20 protein-coding genes are annotated in these 21485 nt (G+C 74.5%); 17 read left to right on the top strand and 3 right to left on the bottom strand.

Going from position 1 to position 21485, the window contains the following annotated elements; all coding sequences use genetic code 11:
- From AB0G08_RS17610 to AB0G08_RS17530, 17 genes are all read left to right on the top strand, one after another.
- Nucleotides 1-1089, top strand: coding sequence for an ABC transporter permease (locus AB0G08_RS17610; RefSeq protein ID WP_357879426.1), 1089 nt, complete (start codon nt 1-3; stop codon nt 1087-1089).
- Nucleotides 1086-2003 (top strand): ABC transporter permease, encoded by a 918-nt coding sequence (locus AB0G08_RS17605; protein WP_358088684.1) that lies wholly within the window; start codon nt 1086-1088, stop codon nt 2001-2003. The genes AB0G08_RS17610 and AB0G08_RS17605 overlap by 4 nt, the downstream gene beginning before the upstream one ends.
- Before the next feature lie 4 nt (nt 2004-2007).
- Nucleotides 2008-2985, top strand: a complete 978-nt coding sequence (locus tag AB0G08_RS17600) for an ABC transporter ATP-binding protein (protein ID WP_358088681.1) — start codon at nt 2008-2010, stop codon at nt 2983-2985.
- Entirely contained in the window at nt 2982-3965 is a 984-nt protein-coding gene (locus AB0G08_RS17595) for an ABC transporter ATP-binding protein (protein ID WP_358088678.1), read from the top strand. The genes AB0G08_RS17600 and AB0G08_RS17595 overlap by 4 nt, the downstream gene beginning before the upstream one ends.
- 10 nt (nt 3966-3975) lie before the next feature.
- Entirely contained in the window at nt 3976-5214 is a 1239-nt protein-coding gene (locus tag AB0G08_RS17590) for an amidohydrolase family protein (RefSeq protein WP_358088675.1), read from the top strand.
- The gene (locus tag AB0G08_RS17585; protein WP_358088672.1) at nt 5211-6857 is read left to right on the top strand and encodes a DUF885 domain-containing protein; all 1647 of its coding nucleotides are present in this window, start codon (nt 5211-5213) and stop codon (nt 6855-6857) included. The genes AB0G08_RS17590 and AB0G08_RS17585 overlap by 4 nt, the downstream gene beginning before the upstream one ends.
- A gap of 42 nt (nt 6858-6899) precedes the next feature.
- Nucleotides 6900-7277: a nuclear transport factor 2 family protein gene (locus AB0G08_RS17580; protein ID WP_358088669.1), complete on the top strand. Its 378-nt coding sequence runs from the start codon at nt 6900-6902 to the stop codon at nt 7275-7277.
- A complete protein-coding gene (locus AB0G08_RS17575) occupies nt 7274-7600 on the top strand; it encodes a TIGR04076 family protein (protein WP_358088666.1) in 327 nt (108 codons plus the stop codon). Before AB0G08_RS17580 ends, AB0G08_RS17575 begins: the two co-directional genes overlap by 4 nt.
- On the top strand, nt 7597-8607 hold the full coding sequence (locus AB0G08_RS17570) for an LLM class flavin-dependent oxidoreductase (protein ID WP_358088663.1): 1011 nt from the start codon (nt 7597-7599) through the stop codon (nt 8605-8607). Before AB0G08_RS17575 ends, AB0G08_RS17570 begins: the two co-directional genes overlap by 4 nt.
- 165 nt (nt 8608-8772) lie before the next feature.
- Nucleotides 8773-10875 carry a discoidin domain-containing protein gene (locus AB0G08_RS17565; protein ID WP_358088660.1) on the top strand — a complete coding sequence of 701 codons (2103 nt, stop codon included), beginning with the start codon at nt 8773-8775 and terminating at the stop codon, nt 10873-10875.
- A gap of 112 nt (nt 10876-10987) precedes the next feature.
- Nucleotides 10988-13042 carry a glycosyl hydrolase family 28-related protein gene (locus AB0G08_RS17560; protein WP_358088657.1) on the top strand — a complete coding sequence of 685 codons (2055 nt, stop codon included), beginning with the start codon at nt 10988-10990 and terminating at the stop codon, nt 13040-13042.
- Nucleotides 13043-13316: 274 nt separating this feature from the next.
- Complete coding sequence (locus AB0G08_RS17555; RefSeq protein WP_358088655.1) at nt 13317-13991, top strand: tryptophan 2,3-dioxygenase family protein; 675 nt, start codon at nt 13317-13319, stop codon at nt 13989-13991.
- Between the two features lie 100 nt (nt 13992-14091).
- On the top strand, nt 14092-15381 hold the full coding sequence (locus AB0G08_RS17550) for a tryptophan 2,3-dioxygenase family protein (protein ID WP_358088653.1): 1290 nt from the start codon (nt 14092-14094) through the stop codon (nt 15379-15381).
- Complete coding sequence (locus tag AB0G08_RS17545) at nt 15378-16556, top strand: aminotransferase class V-fold PLP-dependent enzyme (protein WP_358088649.1); 1179 nt, start codon at nt 15378-15380, stop codon at nt 16554-16556. Before AB0G08_RS17550 ends, AB0G08_RS17545 begins: the two co-directional genes overlap by 4 nt.
- The gene (locus AB0G08_RS17540; protein WP_358088646.1) at nt 16553-17584 is read left to right on the top strand and encodes a methyltransferase; all 1032 of its coding nucleotides are present in this window, start codon (nt 16553-16555) and stop codon (nt 17582-17584) included. The genes AB0G08_RS17545 and AB0G08_RS17540 overlap by 4 nt, the downstream gene beginning before the upstream one ends.
- Before the next feature lie 137 nt (nt 17585-17721).
- Entirely contained in the window at nt 17722-18093 is a 372-nt protein-coding gene (locus AB0G08_RS17535) for a hypothetical protein (protein WP_358088643.1), read from the top strand.
- A 182-nt stretch (nt 18094-18275) separates the two neighbouring features.
- Nucleotides 18276-18692, top strand: coding sequence for a YchJ family protein (locus AB0G08_RS17530; RefSeq protein ID WP_358088641.1), 417 nt, complete (start codon nt 18276-18278; stop codon nt 18690-18692).
- A gap of 41 nt (nt 18693-18733) precedes the next feature.
- Here AB0G08_RS17530 and AB0G08_RS17525 read toward each other — a convergent pair whose 3' ends face one another.
- From AB0G08_RS17525 to AB0G08_RS17515, 3 genes are all read right to left on the bottom strand, one after another.
- The gene (locus AB0G08_RS17525) at nt 18734-19279 is read right to left on the bottom strand and encodes a gluconokinase (RefSeq protein WP_358088639.1); all 546 of its coding nucleotides are present in this window, start codon (nt 19277-19279) and stop codon (nt 18734-18736) included.
- Nucleotides 19269-20603, bottom strand: coding sequence for a D-mannonate dehydratase ManD (gene manD, locus AB0G08_RS17520; RefSeq protein WP_358088850.1), 1335 nt, complete (start codon nt 20601-20603; stop codon nt 19269-19271). Before manD ends, AB0G08_RS17525 begins: the two co-directional genes overlap by 11 nt.
- Nucleotides 20531-21485 (bottom strand): sugar kinase (locus tag AB0G08_RS17515; RefSeq protein WP_358088637.1); only part of this gene is annotated, 955 nt, incomplete at its 5' end. The genes manD and AB0G08_RS17515, both read right to left, overlap by 73 nt.

The following is a 21485-nucleotide window of genomic DNA, read 5'->3' as shown; positions in this document are numbered from 1 at the left end:
ATGACGACGACAGTCGACGACGCCGGGCCGGGCACGGTCACCACGACCGTGTCCCGGCCCCGGCCGCACCGGGCGCTGCTGTTCTTCCTGCTCAAGCGCGTGGCCATCACCGCCGGGCTGCTGCTGGGCGTCACCATCGTGACGTTCGGCCTGGTCACCGTGGTGCCCGGCGACCCGGTCACGGCCAACCTCTCCGACCAGGCGCTCAACGACCCCGCGACGGTGGCCGCGTTCCGCGAGAAGTGGGGCCTGGACCAGCCGTTGTACGTGCAGTACCTGCAGTACCTGGGCAACCTGTTCCAGGGCGACCTCGGCATCTCCCAGCAGACCGGCCGGACCGTGGCCGACGACCTGTTGCAGTACGTGCCGGCGACCATGGAGCTGGCCATCCCCACCATGGTGCTGGCGCTGCTCATCGGCACCGGGATCGGCATGCTCGCCGCCGTGCGCAACGGCCGGATCACCGACCAGCTGATCCGCGTGGGCGCGCTGCTCGGCCTGTCCACCCCGCCGTTCTGGCTGTCGCTCGTCGTGCTCTACGTCTTCTTCTACCAGCTCGGCCTGGCGCCCAGCGGCGGGCGGCTCTCGACCGACTTCAGCCCGCCGCCGACGGTGACCGGCATGTACACGGTCGACGCCGCCCTCGCCGGGCAGTGGGACGTGGCCTGGGACGCCGCCCAGCACCTGATCCTGCCGGTGCTCGTGCTGACCAGCCTGACCGTGGCGATGCTGGTCCGGTTCGTCCGCTCGTCCATGCTGGAGGTGCTCCAGCAGGACTACATCCGGGCCGCGTACGCCAAGGGCCTGCCCGCCCGGGTGGTGTTCCGCCGGCACCTGCTGCGGGCCGGCCTGGTCCCGGTGATCACGGTCTCCGGGCTCGCCTTCGCCTCGCTGCTCTCCGGCACGGTGCTGGTGGAGAACATCTTCGGCTGGCCGGGCCTCGGCCAGTACGCGTACCGCAGCGCGACGGCGCTGGACCTGCCCGCGATCCTCGGCGTCAGCCTCTTCGTGGCGTTGGTCTACACGCTGGTCAACCTCACCGTCGACCTGCTGTACGGACTCATCGACCCGAGGATCCGGCTGTCATGACCACACTCGCACCCGATCCCGTGGCGCCCGACCCGAAGGCGACCGGCGCGCTGGCCCGGCGTCGGTGGCCGGGCCGGCTGCGCGGTCGCTCGACCGGGCGGCCGATCTGGCGGCAGCCGATCGCCGTGGCGGCCCTGGTCATCCTCGGCGGGTGGCTGCTGGTGGCGCTGTTCGCCCCGCTTTTCGCGCCGTACGACCCGTTGGCGCAGAGCCCCGACGCCTACGCACCGCCGTCCGGCACGCACTGGTTCGGCACCGACTCGCTCGGCCGGGACGTGTTCAGCCGAGTGATCCACGGCTCCCGCCTGTCGATCCCCCTCGCGCTCGCCATCGTCTCGCTCGCCCTGCTCATCGGCGGGCTGCTCGGCCTGGTCGCCGGCTACGTGGGCCGGTTCGTCGACGAGGCGCTGATGCGCCTGACCGACCTGGTCTTCGCGTTCCCGCAGATCATCCTGGCGATGGCCGTCACCGCCGCGTTCGGGCCCAGCACCCGCAACGCCGTCCTCGCGCTGGTCATCGTCTCCTGGCCCGTCTACGCCCGGGTCATCCGCAGCGCCGTGCTGACCATGCGCGGCGAGGACTACCTCAGCGCCGCCCGGCTGCTCGGCATCGGGCCGATCCGCGCGCTGCGCCGCGACGTCCTGCCCAACAGCGTGGGGCCGGCGATCGTGCTGGCCACCCTGGAGCTCGGCAACGCCGTGCTGCTGCTCTCCGCGCTGTCCTTCCTCGGCCTCGGCCCCCGGCCGCCGGCCGCCGAGTGGGGCTCGATGGTGGCGCTCGGGTCGCAGGACCTCTCCATGTGGTGGGTCAGCGTGTTCCCCGGTCTGGCCATCCTCACCGTGGTGATGGCCTTCAACGTGCTCGGCGACGCGCTGCGCGACCGGATCGACCCCCGCTACGCGAAGGGACGTTGAGAAAATGCCACCCCTGCTCGAGGTCGACTCCCTGGCCGTCACCCTGCCCGGCCCCACGGGGCCGCTGCCGATCCTGCACGACGTGTCGTTCACCGTCGACGAGGGCGAGATGGTCGGCATCGCCGGGGAGAGCGGCTGCGGCAAGAGCCTCACCGCGCAGACCCTGCTCGGGCTGCTGCCGAACGGCGCCAAGGTCACCGGGTCGGCCCGGTTCGCCGGGACCGAGCTGCTGGGCCTGGACGCCAAGCGCTGGCAGAAGGTGCGCGGCGCCGGGATCGCGATGGTCTTCCAGGACCCCACCGCGGCGCTGCACCCGATGCTCACCGTCGGCCGGCAACTGACCGAACACATGCAGGTCCACCTGGGCCTGGACCGACGGGCGGCCGACCGACGGGCGGTGGAACTGCTCGACCAGGTCCGCATCCCCGACCCGCAGCGGGCGGTGCGGGCGTACCCGCACCAGTTCTCCGGCGGCATGCGGCAGCGGGCGGCCATCGCGATCGCCCTCGCCGCCCGTCCCCGGCTGCTGATCGCCGACGAGCCGACCACCGCGCTCGACGTGACGGTGCAGGCCGGCATCCTGGCGCTGCTGGACCAGCTGCGCGCCGAGACCGGGCTGGCCGTCGCCTTCATCACCCACGACCTCGGGGTGCTCAGCGCGCTCACCACCCGCGGGTACGTCTTCTACGCCGGGCGGGTGGTGGAGACCGGGCCCACCGGGGCGCTGCTCACCGCGCCGCGCCACCCGTACACGGCCGCGCTGCTGGGCGCCCGCCCGCACGGCACCCAGTCCGTCGGCACGCTGCGTCCCATCCCGGGCGGGCCGCCGGCGCCGGGGCAGGCCCCGCCCGGATGTCCCTTCCAACCCCGGTGCGGGTACGCCGAGCCGTCCTGCGGCACCGCGCCTCCCCCGCTGTCCCCCGCCGGCGCCGACCGGTCGGTGGCCTGCGTGGTCCGTCCGCACCTGGAGGTGGCGGCATGAGCGAGCCGGTCGGATCGGGCAACCTGCTCGAGATCAGCGACGTCGAGGTGGAGTACAAGGCGCGTGGCCGAGGGCCGGTCCGGGCCGTGGCCGGGGTGAGCCTGGAGGTGGCGCCCGGCCAGATCGTCGGCCTGGTCGGCGAGTCCGGCTGCGGCAAGTCGTCGCTGGCCCGGGTGGCGGTCGGGCTGGCCGCGCCGAGCGCCGGGACGATCCGGTTCGCCGGCCGGCCGGTCACCCCGCTCGGCTGGCGGCGCCGGCCGACGCCGCAGGTCGGGCTCCAGATGGTCTTCCAGAATCCGTACGCGTCGCTGAACCCCCGGCGCACCATCGGCGCCCAGCTCCTCGACGGGGTGCCCGACACGGTGAGCGGCGCCGCCCGCCGGGCGCGGGTCGCCGACCTGCTGGACCGGGTCGGCATGCCGGCCGGGGCGGCGGAGCGGTACCCGCACCAGTTCTCCGGCGGCCAGCGGCAGCGGCTCGCGATCGCGCGGGCGCTCGCGCCGGAACCCCGGATGATCATCGCGGACGAGCCGGTCACCGCGCTGGACGCCTCGTCCCAGGCGCAGGTGGTCAACCTGCTCGTCGGGCTGGTCCGGGACCTGGACATGGGCATGCTGTTCATCTCGCACGACCTCTCCCTGGTGCACGAGATCGCCGACGTCACGGCGGTGATGTACCTGGGCCGGATCGTCGAGACCGCGCCCACCCGGCAGCTGTGGCGCTCGCCCCGGCACCCGTACAGCCGGGCGTTGATCGACGCGGTGCCGCAGATCGGGCCGCACCCGCAGCTGCCCAGGACGCTCGCCGGGGAGGTGCCCGACCCGGCGCACGCGCCCACGGGGTGCCGGTTCCGGCCGCGTTGCCCGCACGCCTTCGCGCCGTGCGGCGAACACCCGCCCACGCTCGACCTCGGTGGCCGCAGCGCCGCCTGCTGGCTCAACGACCCCACGGTGGCGCCGTCCACCGTGCCCGCCGCGTAGAGGACTCCGCATGCACATCCCCACCGAACAGGTCCTGGTCAACCTCGCGCTCTACGACGGCGTGCGGGACGACGTCCAGCGCGACAGCGGCGTCTGGATCGGCGCCGACGGCACGATCCGCGCGGTCGGCCCGGTCGACGACGTCCTCGCCGAGGCCGGCGGCGCCCGGGTGGTCGACCTGCACGGCGACCACGTCATGCCCGGCCTGACCAACATGCACGTCCACCTCTCGCTCGGCCTGCCCGGCCACTTCGGCGACGAGGTGCACCGGTCGAACCTCGCCGAGCTGGTGCTGCTGATGGCCGACTCGGCGCGGCGGACCCTGCACTCCGGGGTCACCACCGCCCGGCTCGTCGGCGAGAGCCGGTACGCGGACTTCGCCCTGCGCAAGGGGATCGAGCGCGGCGCGGTGGACGGCCCGCGGATCTTCACCGCCGGGCACGCCCTCTGCTGCACCGGCGGGCACGGCTGGGAGGCCGACGCCCTGGAGGCCGACGGGGCGGACGGGTTCCGCCGGCTGACCCGGCAGCAGATCCGGGCCGGCGCCGACCTGATCAAGGTGTGCATCTCCGGCGGCATCGCCGGCGAGTTCGAGTCGATCGACACCCCCCAGCTGCTCGACGACGAGCTGGCGGCGGTGATCCGGGTGGCGCACGACTGGGGCCGCAAGGTGACCGCGCACGCCGGCCCGGCCGAGTCGGTGCGCCGCGCCGTGGAACTCGGGCTGGACTGCGTCGAGCACGGCTACGAGCTGACCGACGAGGTGACCCGGCTGATGGCCGACCGGGGCGTCTGGTACGTCCCGACCATCGTGGTCAGCCGCTGCGAGCAGTTCTTCCGCGACGCCGGCGTGCCGGGCTGGCTGATGGACCGCGCCCTGTCGGCCGGGCCGCGGCACTGGGAGAGCCTCCAGCACGCCATCCGCAACGGGGTGCCGATCGCGCTGGGCAGCGACATGCCGCCGCACGCCGGCTACGACGAGACGACCGCGACCGTGCGGGAGCTGGAGTTCATGGTGGACGCCGGGATGCCCGTCGCCGACGCGCTGAAGTCCGCCACCATCCGCCCCGCGCAGTGGCTGGGCCAGGCCGACACGCTCGGCAGCGTGGAGGTGGGCAGGCACGCCGACCTGCTGGTCCTGCGCGACGATCCCACCCGCTCGGTGTCCGCGCTGCGCACGCTGCACGCGGTGCTCAAGGGTGGCGTCGCCTACCGCGACGACCACGGCCGCCTCGGCGTCACCCGATGACGACGATCACCGAGGTCGCCGACCGGTACCTCGACGCGCTCGCCGAGCTGGACCCGCAGGCCGCCGAGGCGGCGGGGCGTACCCCCGACTCGCACTTCGCGGACCTCTCCCCCGACGGCTTCGCCGCCCGCGCGGAGCTGGCCCGCGACACCGCCACGGCGGCGACCGGCGCCAGCGCCGACGGCACGGCGCAGCGGGCGCTGGCCGGCGCGCTGCGCGACCGGCTGGCCAGCGAGGTCGACCTGTACGACGCGGGCTTCACCACCCGGCTGCTCGCCCCGCTGGCGACGCCGGTGCACCTGGTCCGGCAGGTCTTCGACAACCTGCCCCGCGACACCGCGCGGGACTGGGCGGTCGTCGCCGCGCACCTGCGCCGGGTGCCCGTGGCCCTCGGCCAGTACGCCGAGACGCTGCGCCGCTCGGCCGGGCGGGGGCACCTCGTCGCCCGCCGGCAGGTGCTGGCCGTCGCCGACCAGTGCACCGCCTGGGTCACCTCCGACGACTTCTACGGCCGGCTGGTGGCCGGGGGCCCGGGCGGGACGCTGGCCGGGGAGCTGGCCGCCGGGGCGCGCTCGGCCGCCGCCGCGACGGCGGACTTCGCCGCGTTCCTGCGCACCGAGCTGGCGCCCCGGGCCACCGACACCGACGGCGTCGGCCGCGACCTGTACGCCGTCACCGCGCGCAGCTTCCTCGGCGCGACCGTCGACCTGGACGAGCTGTACGCGTACGGCTGGGAGGAGCTGGCCCGCACCGCCGCCGAGCAGCGCGCCGTCGCCGCCGAGCTGGGCCACCCCGACGTGGCGCGGGCGCGGGCCGCGCTGGACGCCGACCCCGCCGGCCGGGTGCCGGTCGGGCCCGACCTGGAGCGGTGGCTGCGGGAGCGCACCGAGCGGCTCACCGACGCCCTGGACGGCACGCACTTCGACATCCCGGCCGCCACCCGCCACGTGGTGTGCCGGATCAGCCCCGCCGCCTCCGGCGTCATGTACTACACCCCGCCCGACGCCGCGTTGACCCGCCCGGGCGGGATCTGGTGGTCGACGCCCCCGGGCGAGTCGACGGTGCCGGTGTGGCGGCACGTCGGGACGCTCTGCCACGAGGGGCTGCCCGGGCACCACCTCCAGCACGCGATCACCCTGACCACCGCCGAGCTGCACCCGTGGCAGCGGTCGCTGTGCCAGGTGCACGGCTACGCCGAGGGCTGGGCGCACTACGCCGAACGCCTCGCCGACGAACTGGGCCTCTACGCCGGGCCCGCCGAGCGGCTCGGGATGCTCGACGGGCAGATGTGGCGGGCCGCCCGGGTGGTCATCGACCTCGGCCTGCACCTGGACGTGCCGGTCCCGGCCGGGACCGGTTTCACCGACGCGCGCCGGTGGACCCCCGGGCTGGCCGTGGACTTCCTGATCCGCGTCGCCGGGCTGGACCCGGCGACCGCGCGCTTCGAGGTCGACCGGTACCTGGGCTGGCCGGCGCAGGCGTTGGCCTTCAAGGCCGGGGCGCGGCTCTGGCAGCAGGCCCGCCGGGAGGCCGAGCGGCGCGAGGGGGCGGGCTTCGACCGCAAGCGGTTCCACCACCGCGCCCTGCGGCTCGGCCCCATGGGGCTCGACCCGCTGCGCGCCCGCCTCGCCGAGCTCTCCTGATCCACCGTCACCCCCGTCCGCCCCGACCGGAAGCGAGCCCCGATGACCGTTGACGATCTCACCGCCGCCATCACCGACATGTACCGGTCGTTGGGCGACCGGGCGGCGTTCGACGCCCGGCTGCACCCCGACCTGACGATCTGGGAGTCCGACGCGCCCGACCTGCTGGACGGTCTGGCCGCCCTCGACGACCTGCGGGACCGCCGGGCGGCGGACCGGGGACCGGCCGCGCCGCCGACCTCGGTCGCCCCCGAGCAGTTCCGGGTCGAATCGTGGGACGACACCGGCCTGGTCCGCTACGTCCTGCGCGCCCGGTACGCGGCCGGGCAGCCCGACGACTGCTTCCGGGTGACGGACGTGCTGCGCCGCGACGAGCGGGGCTGGCGGATCGTGCACCACCACGCGGAGGCCCTCCGATGAGCGCCGAGGAACCGGTCACCGACCTGTACGACCTGCGGGTCGTGGTGGAGCGGATCGAGGGCCGTTCCGTCTGCGGCCTCCAGCCGGGGGACCACATCGACCTGACCGAGTCGAACCGGCTCCGCATCCCGGCGGGCAAGCACTTCTGCCTCTACGCCCTCGCCGCGTGCCTGCCGCTGCTGCCGGCCAAGCAGCGCCCGTTGCCGCCGGAGGACTGGCTGGCCCGGGACTGCCACGTGGCCTGCCCCGATCCCGACGAGCGGGTCATCCTGCGCATCGAGCGGACCGGCCGGCGCCAGATCCCGACTGGAGAACTGACGTGAGCACCGACGACGGACGCCGACTGGTCGGCATCGGACTGCAGTCCGACAAGAGCGCCGACGAGTACGCCGCGCTGGCCGAGCTCGCCGAAGGGCACGGCTTCGACGTGCTGTCTGTCTTCGGTGACCTGATGTACCAGCCGCCGTTCTTCCCGCTGCTGGTGGCCGCGCGGCACACCCGGCGGATCCGCCTCGGTTCGGCCTGCCTGAACCCGTTCACCATGCATCCGGTGGAGATCGCCGGGCAGGTCGCGGCCCTGGACCTGGCCTCGAACGGGCGGGCCTACCTCGGGCTGGCCCGGGGCACCTGGCTCGACCAGGTCGGGGTGGCGCAGGCCCGGCCGCTGCGGCGGATCACCGAGACCGTCGACGTGGTCCGGCTGCTGCTCTCCCGCGACGACCGGGGCTATCAGGGCCGGGAGTTCACGGTGGCGCCCGGCACGGCCCTGCGCTACGCCCCGGTCCGCGCCGACGTGCCCGTCCTGGTGGGGACGTGGGGCCAGCAGACCGCCCGCTCGGCCGCCGCGTTCGCCGCGGAGATCAAGGTCGGCGGGTCGGCCAACCCGGCGATGGCCAAGACGATGCGGGCCTGGCTGGACGACGCCACCCCCGCCGGCCGGGCCGGCGACCCGGTCGGCGTGGTGCTCGGCGCCGTGACCGTGGTGGACGAGGACGGCGCACTGGCCCGTCGGGTGGCCCGCACGGAGGTGGCCATGTACCTCGCCGTGGTCGCTGCCCTCGACCCGAACGTCGACATCGACCCGGAGCTGCTGGCGCGCATCCAGCAGCACGTCGCCCGCCAGGAGCACGACGTCGCCGGCGCGCTGATCGGCGGGGACCTGCTCGACCTGTTCGCCTTCTCCGGCACCCCCGAACACGTCGCGGCGCAGGCGGCGGCGGTGTTCGACGCCGGGGCGACCCGGGTGGAGTTCGGCACCCCGCACGGGTTGACCCCGGCCGGCGGCGTCGACCTGCTCGGCCGCCGGGTGCTGCCGCTGCTGCGGGGATGACACCGTGGCGGGGGCGGGCGCGCACCGACCCGCCCCCGCCACGGACCCACCGCCCACTTTCATCCGCAGTCGATTTCTTTCGCTTTCAGATTCGACTCTTGCAATGACAAGTCCACTGCTGCACGATGACCCTCGATACCTTTCCGTGTCGGAGGGAGCAGGGCCATGGCGGTGTCACGCCGGAGACTCATCGGATCCCTCGCCGCGGGCTCGGCCCTCGCCGCCGTCGCCCCGGCCGACCTGGTGTCGGCCCTGCGCGGCACGGCGTACGCGGCCAGCCCGCCGGGCGACGTCGTCGGCAAGGTCTCCGTCGGCTACCAGGGCTGGTTCAGCTGCCCCGGCGACGGCGCGCCGATCGGCGGCTGGTGGCACTGGAGCCGCGACCGGTTCCAGTCGCCTTCCCCGGCCAACACCACCATCGTCTCGTGGCCCGACATGCGGGAGTACGCCCGCGGCTACACCACCGCCTACCCGCCGCTGGGCAACGGCCAGCCGGCGCGGCTCTTCTCCTCGTACGACGAGCAGACCGTCGACACCCACTTCCGGTGGATGCGGGAGCACGGCTGCGACACCGCCGCCCTGCAACGGTTCAACCCGTTCGGCGACGAGGGGCCGACGCGCGACGCCATGACGGTCAAGGTCCGCGGCGCGGCCGAACGCCACGGCCGCAAGTTCTACATCATGTACGACGTCACCGGCTGGACGGCGATGCAGTCGCAGATCAAGGAGGACTGGCTCAACCGGATGTCCGCGCACACCGCCTCCCCGGCGTACGCGCGGCAGAACGGCCGGCCGGTGGTCTGCGTCTGGGGCTTCGGCTTCAACGACGACGGCCGCCCCTTCGCCCCCGCCGCCTGCCTCGACGTCGTCAACTGGTTCAAGGCCCAGGGCTGCTACGTCATCGGCGGCGTGCCCACCTACTGGCGGCAGGGCGTCAACGACTCCCGGCCGGGCTTCTCCGAGGTCTACCACGCGTTCCACATGCTCTCGCCGTGGATGGTCGGGCGCACCGGCACCCTCGACGGGCTGGACTGGTTCCACGCCAACGTCAACGTCCCCGACCTGGCCGACTGCGCCGCGCACGGCATCGACTACCAGCCCTGCGTGATGCCGGGCGACCTGTCGGCCGGGCACCGCCGCCACGGCGACTTCTACTGGCGGCACCTCTACAACATGACCCGGCTGGGCGCCCAGGGCCTCTACGTCTCCATGTTCGACGAGTTCAACGAGGGCAACCAGATCGCCAAGACCAGCGAGACGCAGGCGAGCACCCCGGCGGGGACGGGCATCCGCGCGCTGGACGAGGACGGCACCGCCTGCTCCGCCGACTACTACCTGCGGATCACCGCCGACGGCGGCCGGATGTTCAAGGGCCAGCTCGCCCTGACCCCCGTACGGCCGACGCCGCCCGTCGTCGACGGCCCCCCGGCGCCCGGCGCTGACCTCGCCGCCGGCCGGCCGGCCTCGGCGAGCAGCCAGAACGGCCCGTTCGGCGCCGGCAACGCCGTCGACGCCGACCCCGGCAGCTACTGGGAGTCCACCAACGGCGCCTTCCCGCAGTGGTGGCAGGTCGACCTCGGCGCGGCGCACGCGGTCAACCGGATCGTGCTGGCCCTGCCGAACGGCTGGGAGGCGCGCACCCAGACGCTGACGGTGCAGGGCAGCACCGACGGCGCGACCTTCCGCACGCTCGCCGGGCCGGCCGGGGTCCGGTTCGACCCGGCGACCGGCAACACCGCGACCCTCACCGTGCCGGCGAGCACCGCCCGGCACGTCCGGGTGAGCGTCACCGGCAACACCGCCTGGCCCGCGGCCCAGCTCGCCCGGGTCGGGGTGTACGCGGCGGCGAACGCCGACCTCGCCCGGGGCCGCCCGGTCGCGGAGAGCAGCCACGTCCAGACCTACGGCTGCGCCAACGCCGTCGACGGCGACGCCCACAGCTACTGGGAGAGCGCCGGCAACGCGTTCCCGCAGTGGATCTCCGTCGACCTCGGCGCGAGCACCCCGATCGGCAGGATCGTGCTGCGGCTCCCGCCCGTCGCCGCCTGGCAGCGGCGCACCCAGACGGTCGCGGTCGAGGTGAGCCCGGACGGCGCCGCGTGGAGCACCCTCGTCGCGCCGGCCGGCCGGGTCTTCGATCCGGCCACCGGCAACCAGGTGACGCTCACCGTCGCGGCGACGCCGGCGCGGCACGTGCGGATCCGCGTCACCGGCAACACCGGCTGGCCGGCGGCGCAACTGTCCGCGCTCGAGGTCCACGCCGCGTAGCGGCGACGCGGGGCGCCACCGGCGTCGCGCACCATCCCCTCGGCGAGCGCGGGCGGGTCGCGGGACCCGCCGCCGTCGTCGCCGTCGAACCCCCGTCCCCAGGAGAGTCCCCATGTCCCGGAACAGGATCCCGGTGCCCCGGTGGTCGTCGCGGCGAGCGTCGCGCCGGCCCTCGGCCGCGATCGCCGCCACCCTCGCGCTCGCGACCGCCCTCGGCGTCCTGGCTGGCGCGCCCGGCCCGGCCACCGCCGCCTCCCCCGCCGGGGCGGCGCCCGTCGTGACCCGGGCGGGCCTCGATCCGCGGCTGGTCGCCGGGCGCGGCGCCGACGTCGGCTTCGTCGAGCAGGAGGCGGAGAACGCGACCACGGACGGCGAGGTCATCGGCCCCGACCGCACCGCCTACACGCTGCCGGCCGAGGCCTCCGGCCGCCGCGCGGTCCGGCTGACCCCCGGCCGGTACGTCGAGTTCATCCTGCCCCGGGCGGCCAACGCGATCACCGTGCGCTACAGCATCCCCGACGCCCCGGGCGGCGGCGGCATCACCGCCCCGCTGGAGGTCGCGGTGAACCGCCGGCCGATCCGGACCATGACCCTCACGTCGCAGTACTCCTGGCTCTACAACCAGTACCCGTTCTCCAACGACCCGACCGCCGGGCTGCTGCACCCGGACTGGTGGATCACCGAGTGCTCGTGCGTGCCGGCGGCCACCACGCCGTACCCGAGCATCCCCACCCCGTTCCGCCCCAGCCACTTCTACGACGAGCAGCGGCTGCTGCTCGGCCGGACGTACCGCGCGGGCGACCGGATCCGGCTCACCGCCCCGGCCGGCAGCAACGCGGCGTGGACGGTGATCGACCTGCTCGACTCCGAACTCGTCGGCCCGCCGCGCGTCCGGCTGCGCGCCGCGAACGTGCTGGCCTTCGGCGCCGACCCGACCGGCCGCCGCGACTCCGCCGCCGCCCTGGACCGGGCCATCGCCTTCGCGCGGCGGGCGGACCTGCCGGTCTACCTGCCGCCGGGCACGTACCAGGTGAACCGGCACATCATCGTCGACGACGTGACGATCGAGGGCGCCGGCAGCTGGCACACCGTCGTCAAGGGGCGCGAGGTGGCGCTGCCCACGCCCGCGCCGGACGGCTCGGTGCACACCGGCGTGGGCTTCTACGGCCGCAGCGCCGCCGAGGGTGGCAGCCGCAACGTGCACCTCTCCGGCTTCGCCATCGAGGGCGACGTGCGCGAGCGCATCGACACCGACCAGGTCAACGCGATCGGCGGCGCGATGAGCGACTCCACCATCGACGGCCTGCACCTGCGCCACACCAAGGTGGGCATCTGGTTCGACGGGCCGATGTCCAACGTGCGGGTCACCGACACGATGATCGTCGACCAGATCGCCGACGGGCTCAACTTCCACACCGGCGTCACCGACTCGCTGGTCGCGCACACCTTCGTGCGCAACAGCGGCGACGACGGGCTCGCGATGTGGTCCGAGAAGGTGGGCAACGCCCACAACACGTTCGACCACAACACCGTGCAGTCGCCGGTGCTGGCCAACGGCATCGCCCTCTACGGCGGCACCGACCTCACCGTGTCGCACAACCTGGTCGCCGACCCGGTGCGGGAGGGCAGCGCGATCCAGGTCGGGTCGCGCTTCGGCGCGGAGCCCTTCACCGGGCGGCTGCTGATCACCGGCAACACCACCGCCCGCGCCGGCACGTACGAGCTGAACTGGAAGATCGGGCTGGGGGCCATCTGGTTCTACGCGCTCGACCGGGACATCGACGCGACCGTCGACGTGATCGGCGACAGCTACCTCGACAACACGTACAACGCCATCATGCTGGTCAGCGACTGGCCGGTGAAGGACCTGCACTCGATCACCGGCGTGCGGTTCCAGGACATCCGGGTCGACGGCACGGGCACCTCCGTGCTGAGCGCCCGCGCGGCGGGCTCGGCGTCGTTGCGCAACGTCGACGCCCGCAACGTCGGCGCCGTCGGCGTCAACAACTGCGGGTCGTTCAACTTCCCGGCGACCGGCTCCGAGTTCGCCCTGAACGATCTCGGCGGCAACGACGGCGGCTGGCTGGCGCCGTGGCAGCTGCCGAACACCATCACCTGTGACGACCGCCCGCCGGTCGTGCCGCCGCCGCCACCGTCGCCCTGGTGAGAGGCGGTACCCGCGGGCGGCGCGCCGGTTCGGCGCGCCGCCCGCGGCGGTGTGACGTGCCAGTTGTCCGCCGCTATTGACGCCTGTTGATCTTTGTGTTATTCCACCGCCTTTACACATCGCAATAAATGGCGGAAACCTCCCCTTTCGGAGTCGGACACGGCCCGCAACGAAGGCGTGACACATTGCCTTTCGTCGTTGCATAATGGCCGCCGCACGCGCTGTCGGGCCGCCGGTTACCGACGCAGCGACGCTGACCGAAGGGGACAATTCCGTGAAGCGGGACCATACACCTGTTCTTCCTGGCGACGGCGCCACGGACTACGCGCGCTACATGCGCACGGACGCGCTGCTCGACCTGCAACGGAGCCCGGCGGAGATGATCCACCGCGACGAGCTGCTCTTCCAGGTGGTGCACCAGTCCACCGAGCTGTGGCTCAAGCTCGCGGCCGCGGAGCTGACCGAGGCCATCGCCCGGGTCCGCGCCGGCGAGCCGGCGGCGGCCGAGCCGCTGCTGACCCGGGCGACGCTGGGGGTACGGCTGGTCACCGACCAGTTGGAGATGTTCCGGCACCTCTCCCCGGCCGCCTTCGAGGCCATGCAACCGGCGCTGGGCAAGGGTTCCGGCGCCGAGTCCCCCGGCTGGCGGCGGGTCCAGGCGGCGAGCCGGCAGCTCGGCGTGGCGTTCAGCGACCACCTCGCCGCCCGCGGGACCGCCCTGTCGGAGCTGCGCCGGGCGGACCCGACGGACCCCGTCCACCTGCTCGCCGAGGCGATGATGGAGTGGGACGAGCGGGTGTCGCTGTGGCGGGTGCGGCACTACCAGGCCGCCCTGCGCGTCGGCGGCCACGCGCCCGACGGCGCGGAGGCGACGGTGCTCGCCAAACTCATCGGGCACAGGTTCTTCCCCGAACTGTGGCAGGCCCGCGTCAAGTCCGTCCACGGGTGAAAGCGACCGTTCCCATGCCGACCGGTCCTGACAATCCCCACCCACCCCTTAATTCGTCAATCAACTCCCCGTCTGCGGTTGACACGGGCCGAATGTCGAGGTGCGGTTCGTGCGTGAACTGACGAGTTGGTTGTCGGGTGCCGCCGACCCGGACGATTTTCCCTACTCCCCCGTACTGGCGGAATTCCACCGGGTCGGCAAACACTTCGTCGAAAAGGAGCTCCTCGCTCTGCTGGATTCGGCCCGGGCCCGGGTGACCGTCCCGGCCGCCGGCCCGCCGTCGCCCGCCGCCCGGCTGCTGGGCGACTTCCTCGACGTCGCGCTCGACAAGTGGGACGGCCGGTACGACTACCGCAGCTACCTGGCGCTGCGCCTGCTCGGGCTGCCCTGCGGGGCGGACGACGGGCCGGGCGGGGAGGACGACGGGCCCGGCCAACCGGAGGGCGCGCGTCGCGACCGCGACCGGCTCCTCGTCCGCCTGGTCGCCGACGCGCTGGCGTTCGAGCTGGCCGCCGGGTCCGACGCCACCCACCTGCTGCCCGAGGACCGCCCGAGCCGGGAGGTGGTGGCCAAGCGCCACCGGCTCAGCGTGCGGGCCGCGGCCCCCGCCCTCGCCCGCCTCGGCCTCGCCGGGGAGGTCCACGACCGGGAGCCGGCCGCCGTGCTGCGGGCCCTCGTCGCCGACGGGGATCCCGCCGTCGGGCTGGCCCTGCGGCTGAGCATGCTGCCGGTCTACGTGTCGCACGACGAGTACCTGTTCATCCGGGTGCTCCAGGCGTACGAGTGCCTCTTCGCGGGGCTCGTCGAGGAACTGCGCGCCACGATCGTCGCCCTGCGCGCCGGTCACGCCCGGCCGGCGGCCGACCGGCTGGCGTACGCCTGCGCGCAGCTCACCGCCGCCGGGCCGCTGTTCTCGCTGCTGGCCACCATGCAGCCGACCGCCTTCCGGACGTTCCGGCAGTACACCGAGGGGGCCAGCGCCATCCAGTCCCGCTCGTACAAGCTGATGGAGTCGCTCTGCCGCACGCCGGAGGGGGCGCGGCTGGAGTCGCCCGCCTACCAGCAGGTGCCGGAGGTGCGCGACCGGGTGCAGGCCGGACAACCGTCGGTCGACGAGGCGTTCCGGGCGGCGGTGCGCGAGGGCCTGCTCACCGGCGCGGACGCCGAGCTGGTGGCAGGGGCGATGCGCACGTTCGCCGCGGCCGTGCTGCAGTGGCGACGCACGCACCACCGGCTGGCCACCCGGATGCTCGGCCCCCGCCCGGGCACCGGCTACACGGAGGGCACGCCCTACCTGGCCGCCGTCCGGTCCATTCCGGTCTTCAGCTCCGTCACCCACGATCCGGTCCCCTCGTCGCGGACCGACCCGACCGGAGGCAGCCCCGAGTGAACCCGACCGACCCGGCACCCGGCCCCGACACGCCCGAGTGCCTCGACGCCGCCGCCCAGGCCGCCCTGCGCGCCGAGTTTCCGCTGCTGGACACCTGCGTATACCTGAACAACAACTCCACCGGAGCGGTGCCGAGGGGCGCCGAACACGTGCTCACCGGCTACTGGGAGACGCTGCGCGGCTGGCGCGACGACGTCTGGCACGACTGGCACGTCGGCCTCGACCGGTACGCCGACTCGATCGCCGCCCTCATCGGCGCGCCCCCGGGCAGCGTGGTCACCGACGCGAACCTGAGCACGCTGCTCGCCCGGGTCGCGTCCTGCTTCGACTACCGCGCGCCGCGCGACCGGGTCGTCACCACCGACCTGGAGTACCCGACCGTGCCGTTCATCTTCAACGCGTTCCGTCGCTACGGCGCCCGCCTCGACGTCGTCGGGTCGGGCGGTCCCCGCTTCGACGAGGACGCCCTCGACGCGCGCATCGACGAGCGGACGCTGCTGGTGTGCGTCCCGCACGCCAGCTTCTCCTCCGGCGCCACCATCGACCTGCCCCGGCTGGTACGCCGGGCCCACGACGTCGGCGCCCTCGTGGTCGTCGACGCCTTCCAGACCGTCGGGGTCATGCCGCTGGACGTGACGGCGCTCGGCGTCGACGTCGTGCTCGGCGGCGCGCACAAGTGGCTGTGCGGGGTCGCCACCGCCTTCCTCTACGTCCGCCCGGACCTGGCGACCCGGCTCGAACCGGCCGCCACCGGCTGGCAGGCCGGCGACCGGGCGCTGACCTTCCAGCCGTCGACCGGCTGGGCCGCCGACGCCCGGCGGTTCGCCGGCGGCACGCCGTTCCCCCTCACCTCGCTGGTCTCCCAGGTCGGCCTGGACCTGCTGGCCGGGGTGGGCGTCGCCGCGATCCGGCGGCACTCGCTCGCCTGCACGTCCCGGATCCTGGACCGGGCGGCGGCGGCCGGCATCGGCGTGGTCAGCCCGGTCGAGCCGCACCGGCGCAGCGGCGTGGTGTGCCTCGACGTCGCCGACGGCGAGGCGGTCAAGCGGCGACTGCTCGCGCGGGACATGGTCTGCAGCTGGCGGGGCTACCTGCGGATCGGCCCGCACGTCTACAACACCCTCGAGGAGATCGACGCGTTCATGGACGCACTGGAAGAGGAGCTGGACCGGTGAACGTCACCCTGTCACCGCGGGCGCTGATGAGCCTGCTCGCCAACGGGCCCAAGGCCATGGACGTGCTGGAGACCGCGCTCGGCATGGGGCTGCTCGACGCGCTGGAGCCGGGGCCGGTCCGCCTCGGCGAGCTCGCCGAGCGGTTCGACGTACGGCCGCTGCGGCTCTACAAGTTCCTCGACTGCCTGGAGAGCCTCGGCTTCGTCGCCCGCAGCGAGCCGGGCGACGACATCGCCACGGCCGCGTACCGGGCGGTGCCCGGGCTGCGCGACGCCGTCGCTGCGGTGGTGGGCCCGGACGCCATCGAGCGGGACCGGGACCGCTACCCCTGGCGACGGCTGCACGGCCGGCTGGGCGAGAGCCTGCGCGGCGAGGTCAGCATGGGCGACGACGACTTCGCCTGGCCGCCGAAGACCGACGAGCAGACCGCCGACTTCGAGCGCAGCATGGCCGTCGGGCTCGGCCCCGTGATCGAGGCGGTGCACCGCAACGCCGACCGGCTGTGGCCGGGCCGCACGCGCCTGCTGGACGTCGGCGGCGGCGACGGCACGCTCGCCGCGCACGTCCTCGACGACGCCCCCCGGCTGCGGGCCGACGTGTACAACCTGCCGGCGGTGGCGCCGCTGGTGGAGGCCACCCGGGCCCGCAGGGGGCACGCCGACCGGCTGGGGTTCGTCGGCGGCGACTTCCTCGCCGAGCCGCTGCCGTCGGGCTACGACGCGCTGGCGTTCGTCCGCGTGCTGCACGACTGGCCGAACGAGGTCGCCCGCCGGCTCGTCGAGAAGGCGTACGCGGCCCTGGAGCCGGGCGGGATGCTGCTGATCTGCGAGGAGTTCCGCACGCCGGACCGGCTGGCGATGCAGTTCTTCTGGAGCTACTTCCTCATTGGGGTCGACACCTGCGTGAGCCGGCTGCGGGAGGTCGAGTTCTACACCGGCCTGCTCAAGGAGGTCGGCTTCGAGCGGGTGGCGGTGCTGCCCGGCGGCTGGGAGCTGGTCTGCGCGTACAAGCCGACGACCGGGACGTGACGCGGCCAGCGGGTGGCCGGGCGCCTTCGACGCCGCGCGGGGGCGGGGCCCCGCCCCCGCGCCGCGGCGGCACCGGCGTTTGACCGCCGGGGCCGGGGGAAGACCGTGCGCCCAGGGCCGATTCCCGAGGAGCGACGATGGCGGACGCAGGACGGGCCAGGAAGGCCACCGGGGCGCGCAAGGCCCCGATGAAGCGGGCGGCGACGGCCAAGAAGGTGGCGACGGCCACGAAGCGGGCCACCGGGGCGAGCGCGGCCAAGTCCCCGGGCGAGAAGCCCACCACGACGACCGCCCGCGTGGCCCGGAAGAAGGACACCTCGGCGACGGCGGCCCCGGCCCGCGCCCGCAAGGCGCCGGCCACGGCCGCGCCGGCGAAGAAGGCCCCCGCGAAGAAGGCGGCGAAGGCCGCCGCGACCCGCGCCGGCGCGGCGGCGAAGACCCCGGCGCGCAAGGCGACGACCATGGAGTCGTTCGGCACCCGGCGGGCGCCCCGGACGAGCGCCCGCTGACCCGGGTCCACGCCGCCCGGGGCGAGGGTCGGCGGATCCACCCGCCGGGCCGTCCCGGTCGATCGCCCGGCCCGCGCGAGGGTCGGCGGGTCCATCGGTCGATCGCCCGACCCGGCCCCCGCGCCGGGCGGCCGCCGGGGTCCGGGCGCCGGTCGCGGCGGGTCGTCGGCCAGAATGGGCCGGTGGCGAAGCGAACCCGCCGGCGGGCGGCCGACGGCCCCGACCGGCCCTGCCCCTGCGGCGCCGGCCAGCCGTACGCCGGATGCTGCGGGCGGCTGCACCGGGGCGAGGCGCAGGCGGCGACCGCCGAGGCGCTGATGCGCTCGCGGTACAGCGCCTTCGCCGTCGGCGACACCGGGTACCTGCTGCGCAGTTGGCACTCCTCGACCCGGCCGCGCCGGCTCGACCTCGACCCCGGCCAGCGCTGGACGGGCCTGGAGATCGTCGACACCGACCGGGGCGGGCTGTTCGACGCCACCGGCACCGTCGAGTTCCGGGCCCACCACCGCGCCGGCGGCCAGCCGGGGACGCAGACCGAGCGCAGCCGGTTCGTCCGCGAGGACGGCCGCTGGGTCTACCTCGACGCGCTGCCCGACTGACTGCCCGGTCGCGGCGCCGGGGCACCGCGACCGGGACGCGCTCAGCCGTTGGCGGCGACGCCGCTCGCCAGGCCGAGCCGCCGCACCGCCGCCGAGACGAGCTCCTCCGGCGTCAGCGACACGTCGAGCACCAGCACCGCCTCGTCCGGGTGGGGCCGTTCCAGGGTGGCCAGCTGCGATTCCAGCAGGCTCGCCGGCATGTAGTGCCCGGCGCGCCGGGCCATCCGCTCCCGGATCACCTCGGCCGGCCCGTCCAGGTGGACGAACTCGACGCTGGGCGGCCCCAGGCGCAGCACGTCGCGGTAGGACCGCCGCAGCGCCGAGCAGGCCAGCACCGTCGACACGCCCTCGGCGGCGCGGGCGGCCATCCAGCCGGCCAGCTCGCGCAGCCAGGGCAGGCGGGCGGCGTCGTCCAGCGGCACGCCGGCGCGCATCTGCGCCACGTGCTCCGGCGTGTGGAACTCGTCCGCCTCGGCGAAGGTCAGTCCGGTCGCGGCGGCGACGCCCACGGCCACGGTGGTCTTGCCGGCCCCGGACACCCCCATCACGACGACGTGCCGCGTCGGGGACGCGCCCTCACCAGTCATGGACCGTGCCGTCCTGGAGGCGGTTGAACGGCAGGTACGCCGGCACGTACGGGAACTTCGCGGCGGCCTCCTCGTCCAGCTCGACGCCGAGCCCGGGCTGCTCCCCCGGGTGCAGGTAGCCGTCGGTGAAGGTGAACGACTGCCGGAACACCTCGTTGGTGAGCGCCCCGTGCTGCATGTACTCCTGGATGCCGAAGTTGTGGATGGCCAGGTCCAGGTGCAGGGCGGCGGCCATGCCGACCGGCGAGATGTCGGTCGGGCCGTGGATGCCAGACTTGATCTGGTACTGGGCGGCGAAGTCGAGCAGCTTGCGCATGGCCGTGATGCCGCCGGTGTGGGTGACGGCGGAGCGCACGTAGTCGATGAGCTGCTCGCGGATGAGCGTCTGGTAGTCCCAGACGGTGTTGAAGACCTCGCCGATCGCCAGCGGCGTGGTGGTGTGCTGGCGGACCAGCCGCAGCGCCTCCTGGTTCTCCGCCGGGGTGCAGTCCTCCAGCCAGAACAGGTCGTACGGCTCCAGCGCCTTGCCGAGCTTGGCGGCCTGGATCGGCGTCATCCGGTGGTGGCCGTCGTGCAGCAGCGGCAGCTCCGGGCCGAACTCGTTGCGGACCGCCTCGAACACGCCGGGCAGGTGACGCAGGTAGGAGCGGGTATCCCAGTCCTCCTCGGCCGGCAGCGGGGTGCGCTGCGCCGGCTCGTAGTCGTAGCGCTTGCCGTCGGCGCTGGGCTGGGTGGCGACCCCGTAGACGGCGTTGATGCCCGGCACCGAGGTCTGCACCCGGATCGAGCGGTAGCCCTGTTCGAGGTGCCGGCGGATCGAGTCGAACAGCTCCGGCAGGTCCCGGCCGGAGGCGTGGCCGTAGGCCATGATGCCGGTGCGCGACGCCCCGCCCAGCAGCTGGTAAAGCGGCATGCCGGCGGCCTTGGCCTTGATGTCCCACAGGGCCACGTCGACCGCCGCGATGGCGGCCATGGTGACCGGCCCGCGACGCCAGTACGCCGAGCGGTAGAGGAACTGCCAGGCGTCCTCGATGCGGTGCGCGTCCCGGCCGATCAGCAGCGGCACGACGTGGTCGCGCAGGTACGAGGCGACCGAGAGTTCCCGTCCGTTGAGGGTGCCGTCGCCCAGGCCGGTGACGCCGTCCTCCGTGGTGATCTTCAGGGTGACGAAGTTGCGGTCGGGGCTGGAGACGATGACGTCAGCGGCGACGATCTTCACGGGGTGCCTTTCTTCTTCGGGGTGCTCGGCGGCTAGCGGAGGACGTCTCCGGCCTCGTGGCCGTCGAGGAGGGACAGTTCGGCGCGGCGCGGCAGCCCTTCCCAGTCGCCGGGGCTGGAGACCGCGAAGGCGCCGAGGGTGGCCGCGCGGCGCAGCCGGCCGGCCAGGTCGAGCCCGTCGAACCAGCCGGACAGGTAGCCGGCGGTGAACGCGTCCCCGGCGCCGACGGTGTCGACGGCGGTCACGGTCAGCGCCTCGGCGTGCCGGACCCCGTCGCGGGTGTGCGCGCGGGCGCCGTCGGAGCCCAGCTTGACCAGGACCGTGTCCACGCCCCGCCGCAGCAGGTCCGCCACGACGGTGGACTCGTCGGCCCCGGGGTCGCCGACGAGGTCCAGCTCGTCGGCGGAGGCGACGACGATCGAGGCGTGCCCCGCCAGCGGGGTGAGCACCTCGCGGGCGGTGTCGCGCGACCAGAGGCGGTCGCGGTGGTTGACGTCGAGGCAGACCGGGATGCGCGCGGCGACGGCGGCCTCGGCCGCCCACCGGGTGGCCGCGCGGGCGGTGTCGGAGAGCGCCGGGGTGATCCCGCTCAGGTGCAGCATCCGCGCGCCGGCGGCCAGCGGCGCCCGCAGGTCGTCGACCTCGAGGGCGGAGCCGGCCGATCCGGCCCGGTGGTACTGCACCCGGGTCAGGTCGGCGGTGCGCCGCTCCAGGAACATCAGCCCGGTCGGCCGGTCCGGGTCCCGGGTCACGCCGTCGACGGCGACGCCCTCGGCGCGCAGCTGCCGCAGCACGTACTCGCCGAACTCGTCGGCGCCGACCCGGCCGACCCAGGCGGCGGGGGGGGGGGGGCGCCCCCCCCCCCCCCCCCCCCCGGGGGGGGGGGGGGGGGCGGGGGGGGGGGGGGGGGGGGGGGGGGGGGGGGGGGGGGGTGCCGCGTAGGTGGGCCACCAGGCGCATGCCGTGGTAGACGGCGAGGGCGGCGGC

The organism is Micromonospora sp. NPDC023644 (assembly GCF_040640115.1).
Lineage (GTDB): Bacteria > Actinomycetota > Actinomycetes > Mycobacteriales > Micromonosporaceae > Micromonospora.
This window is presented reverse-complemented; position numbering and strand designations above follow the sequence as displayed.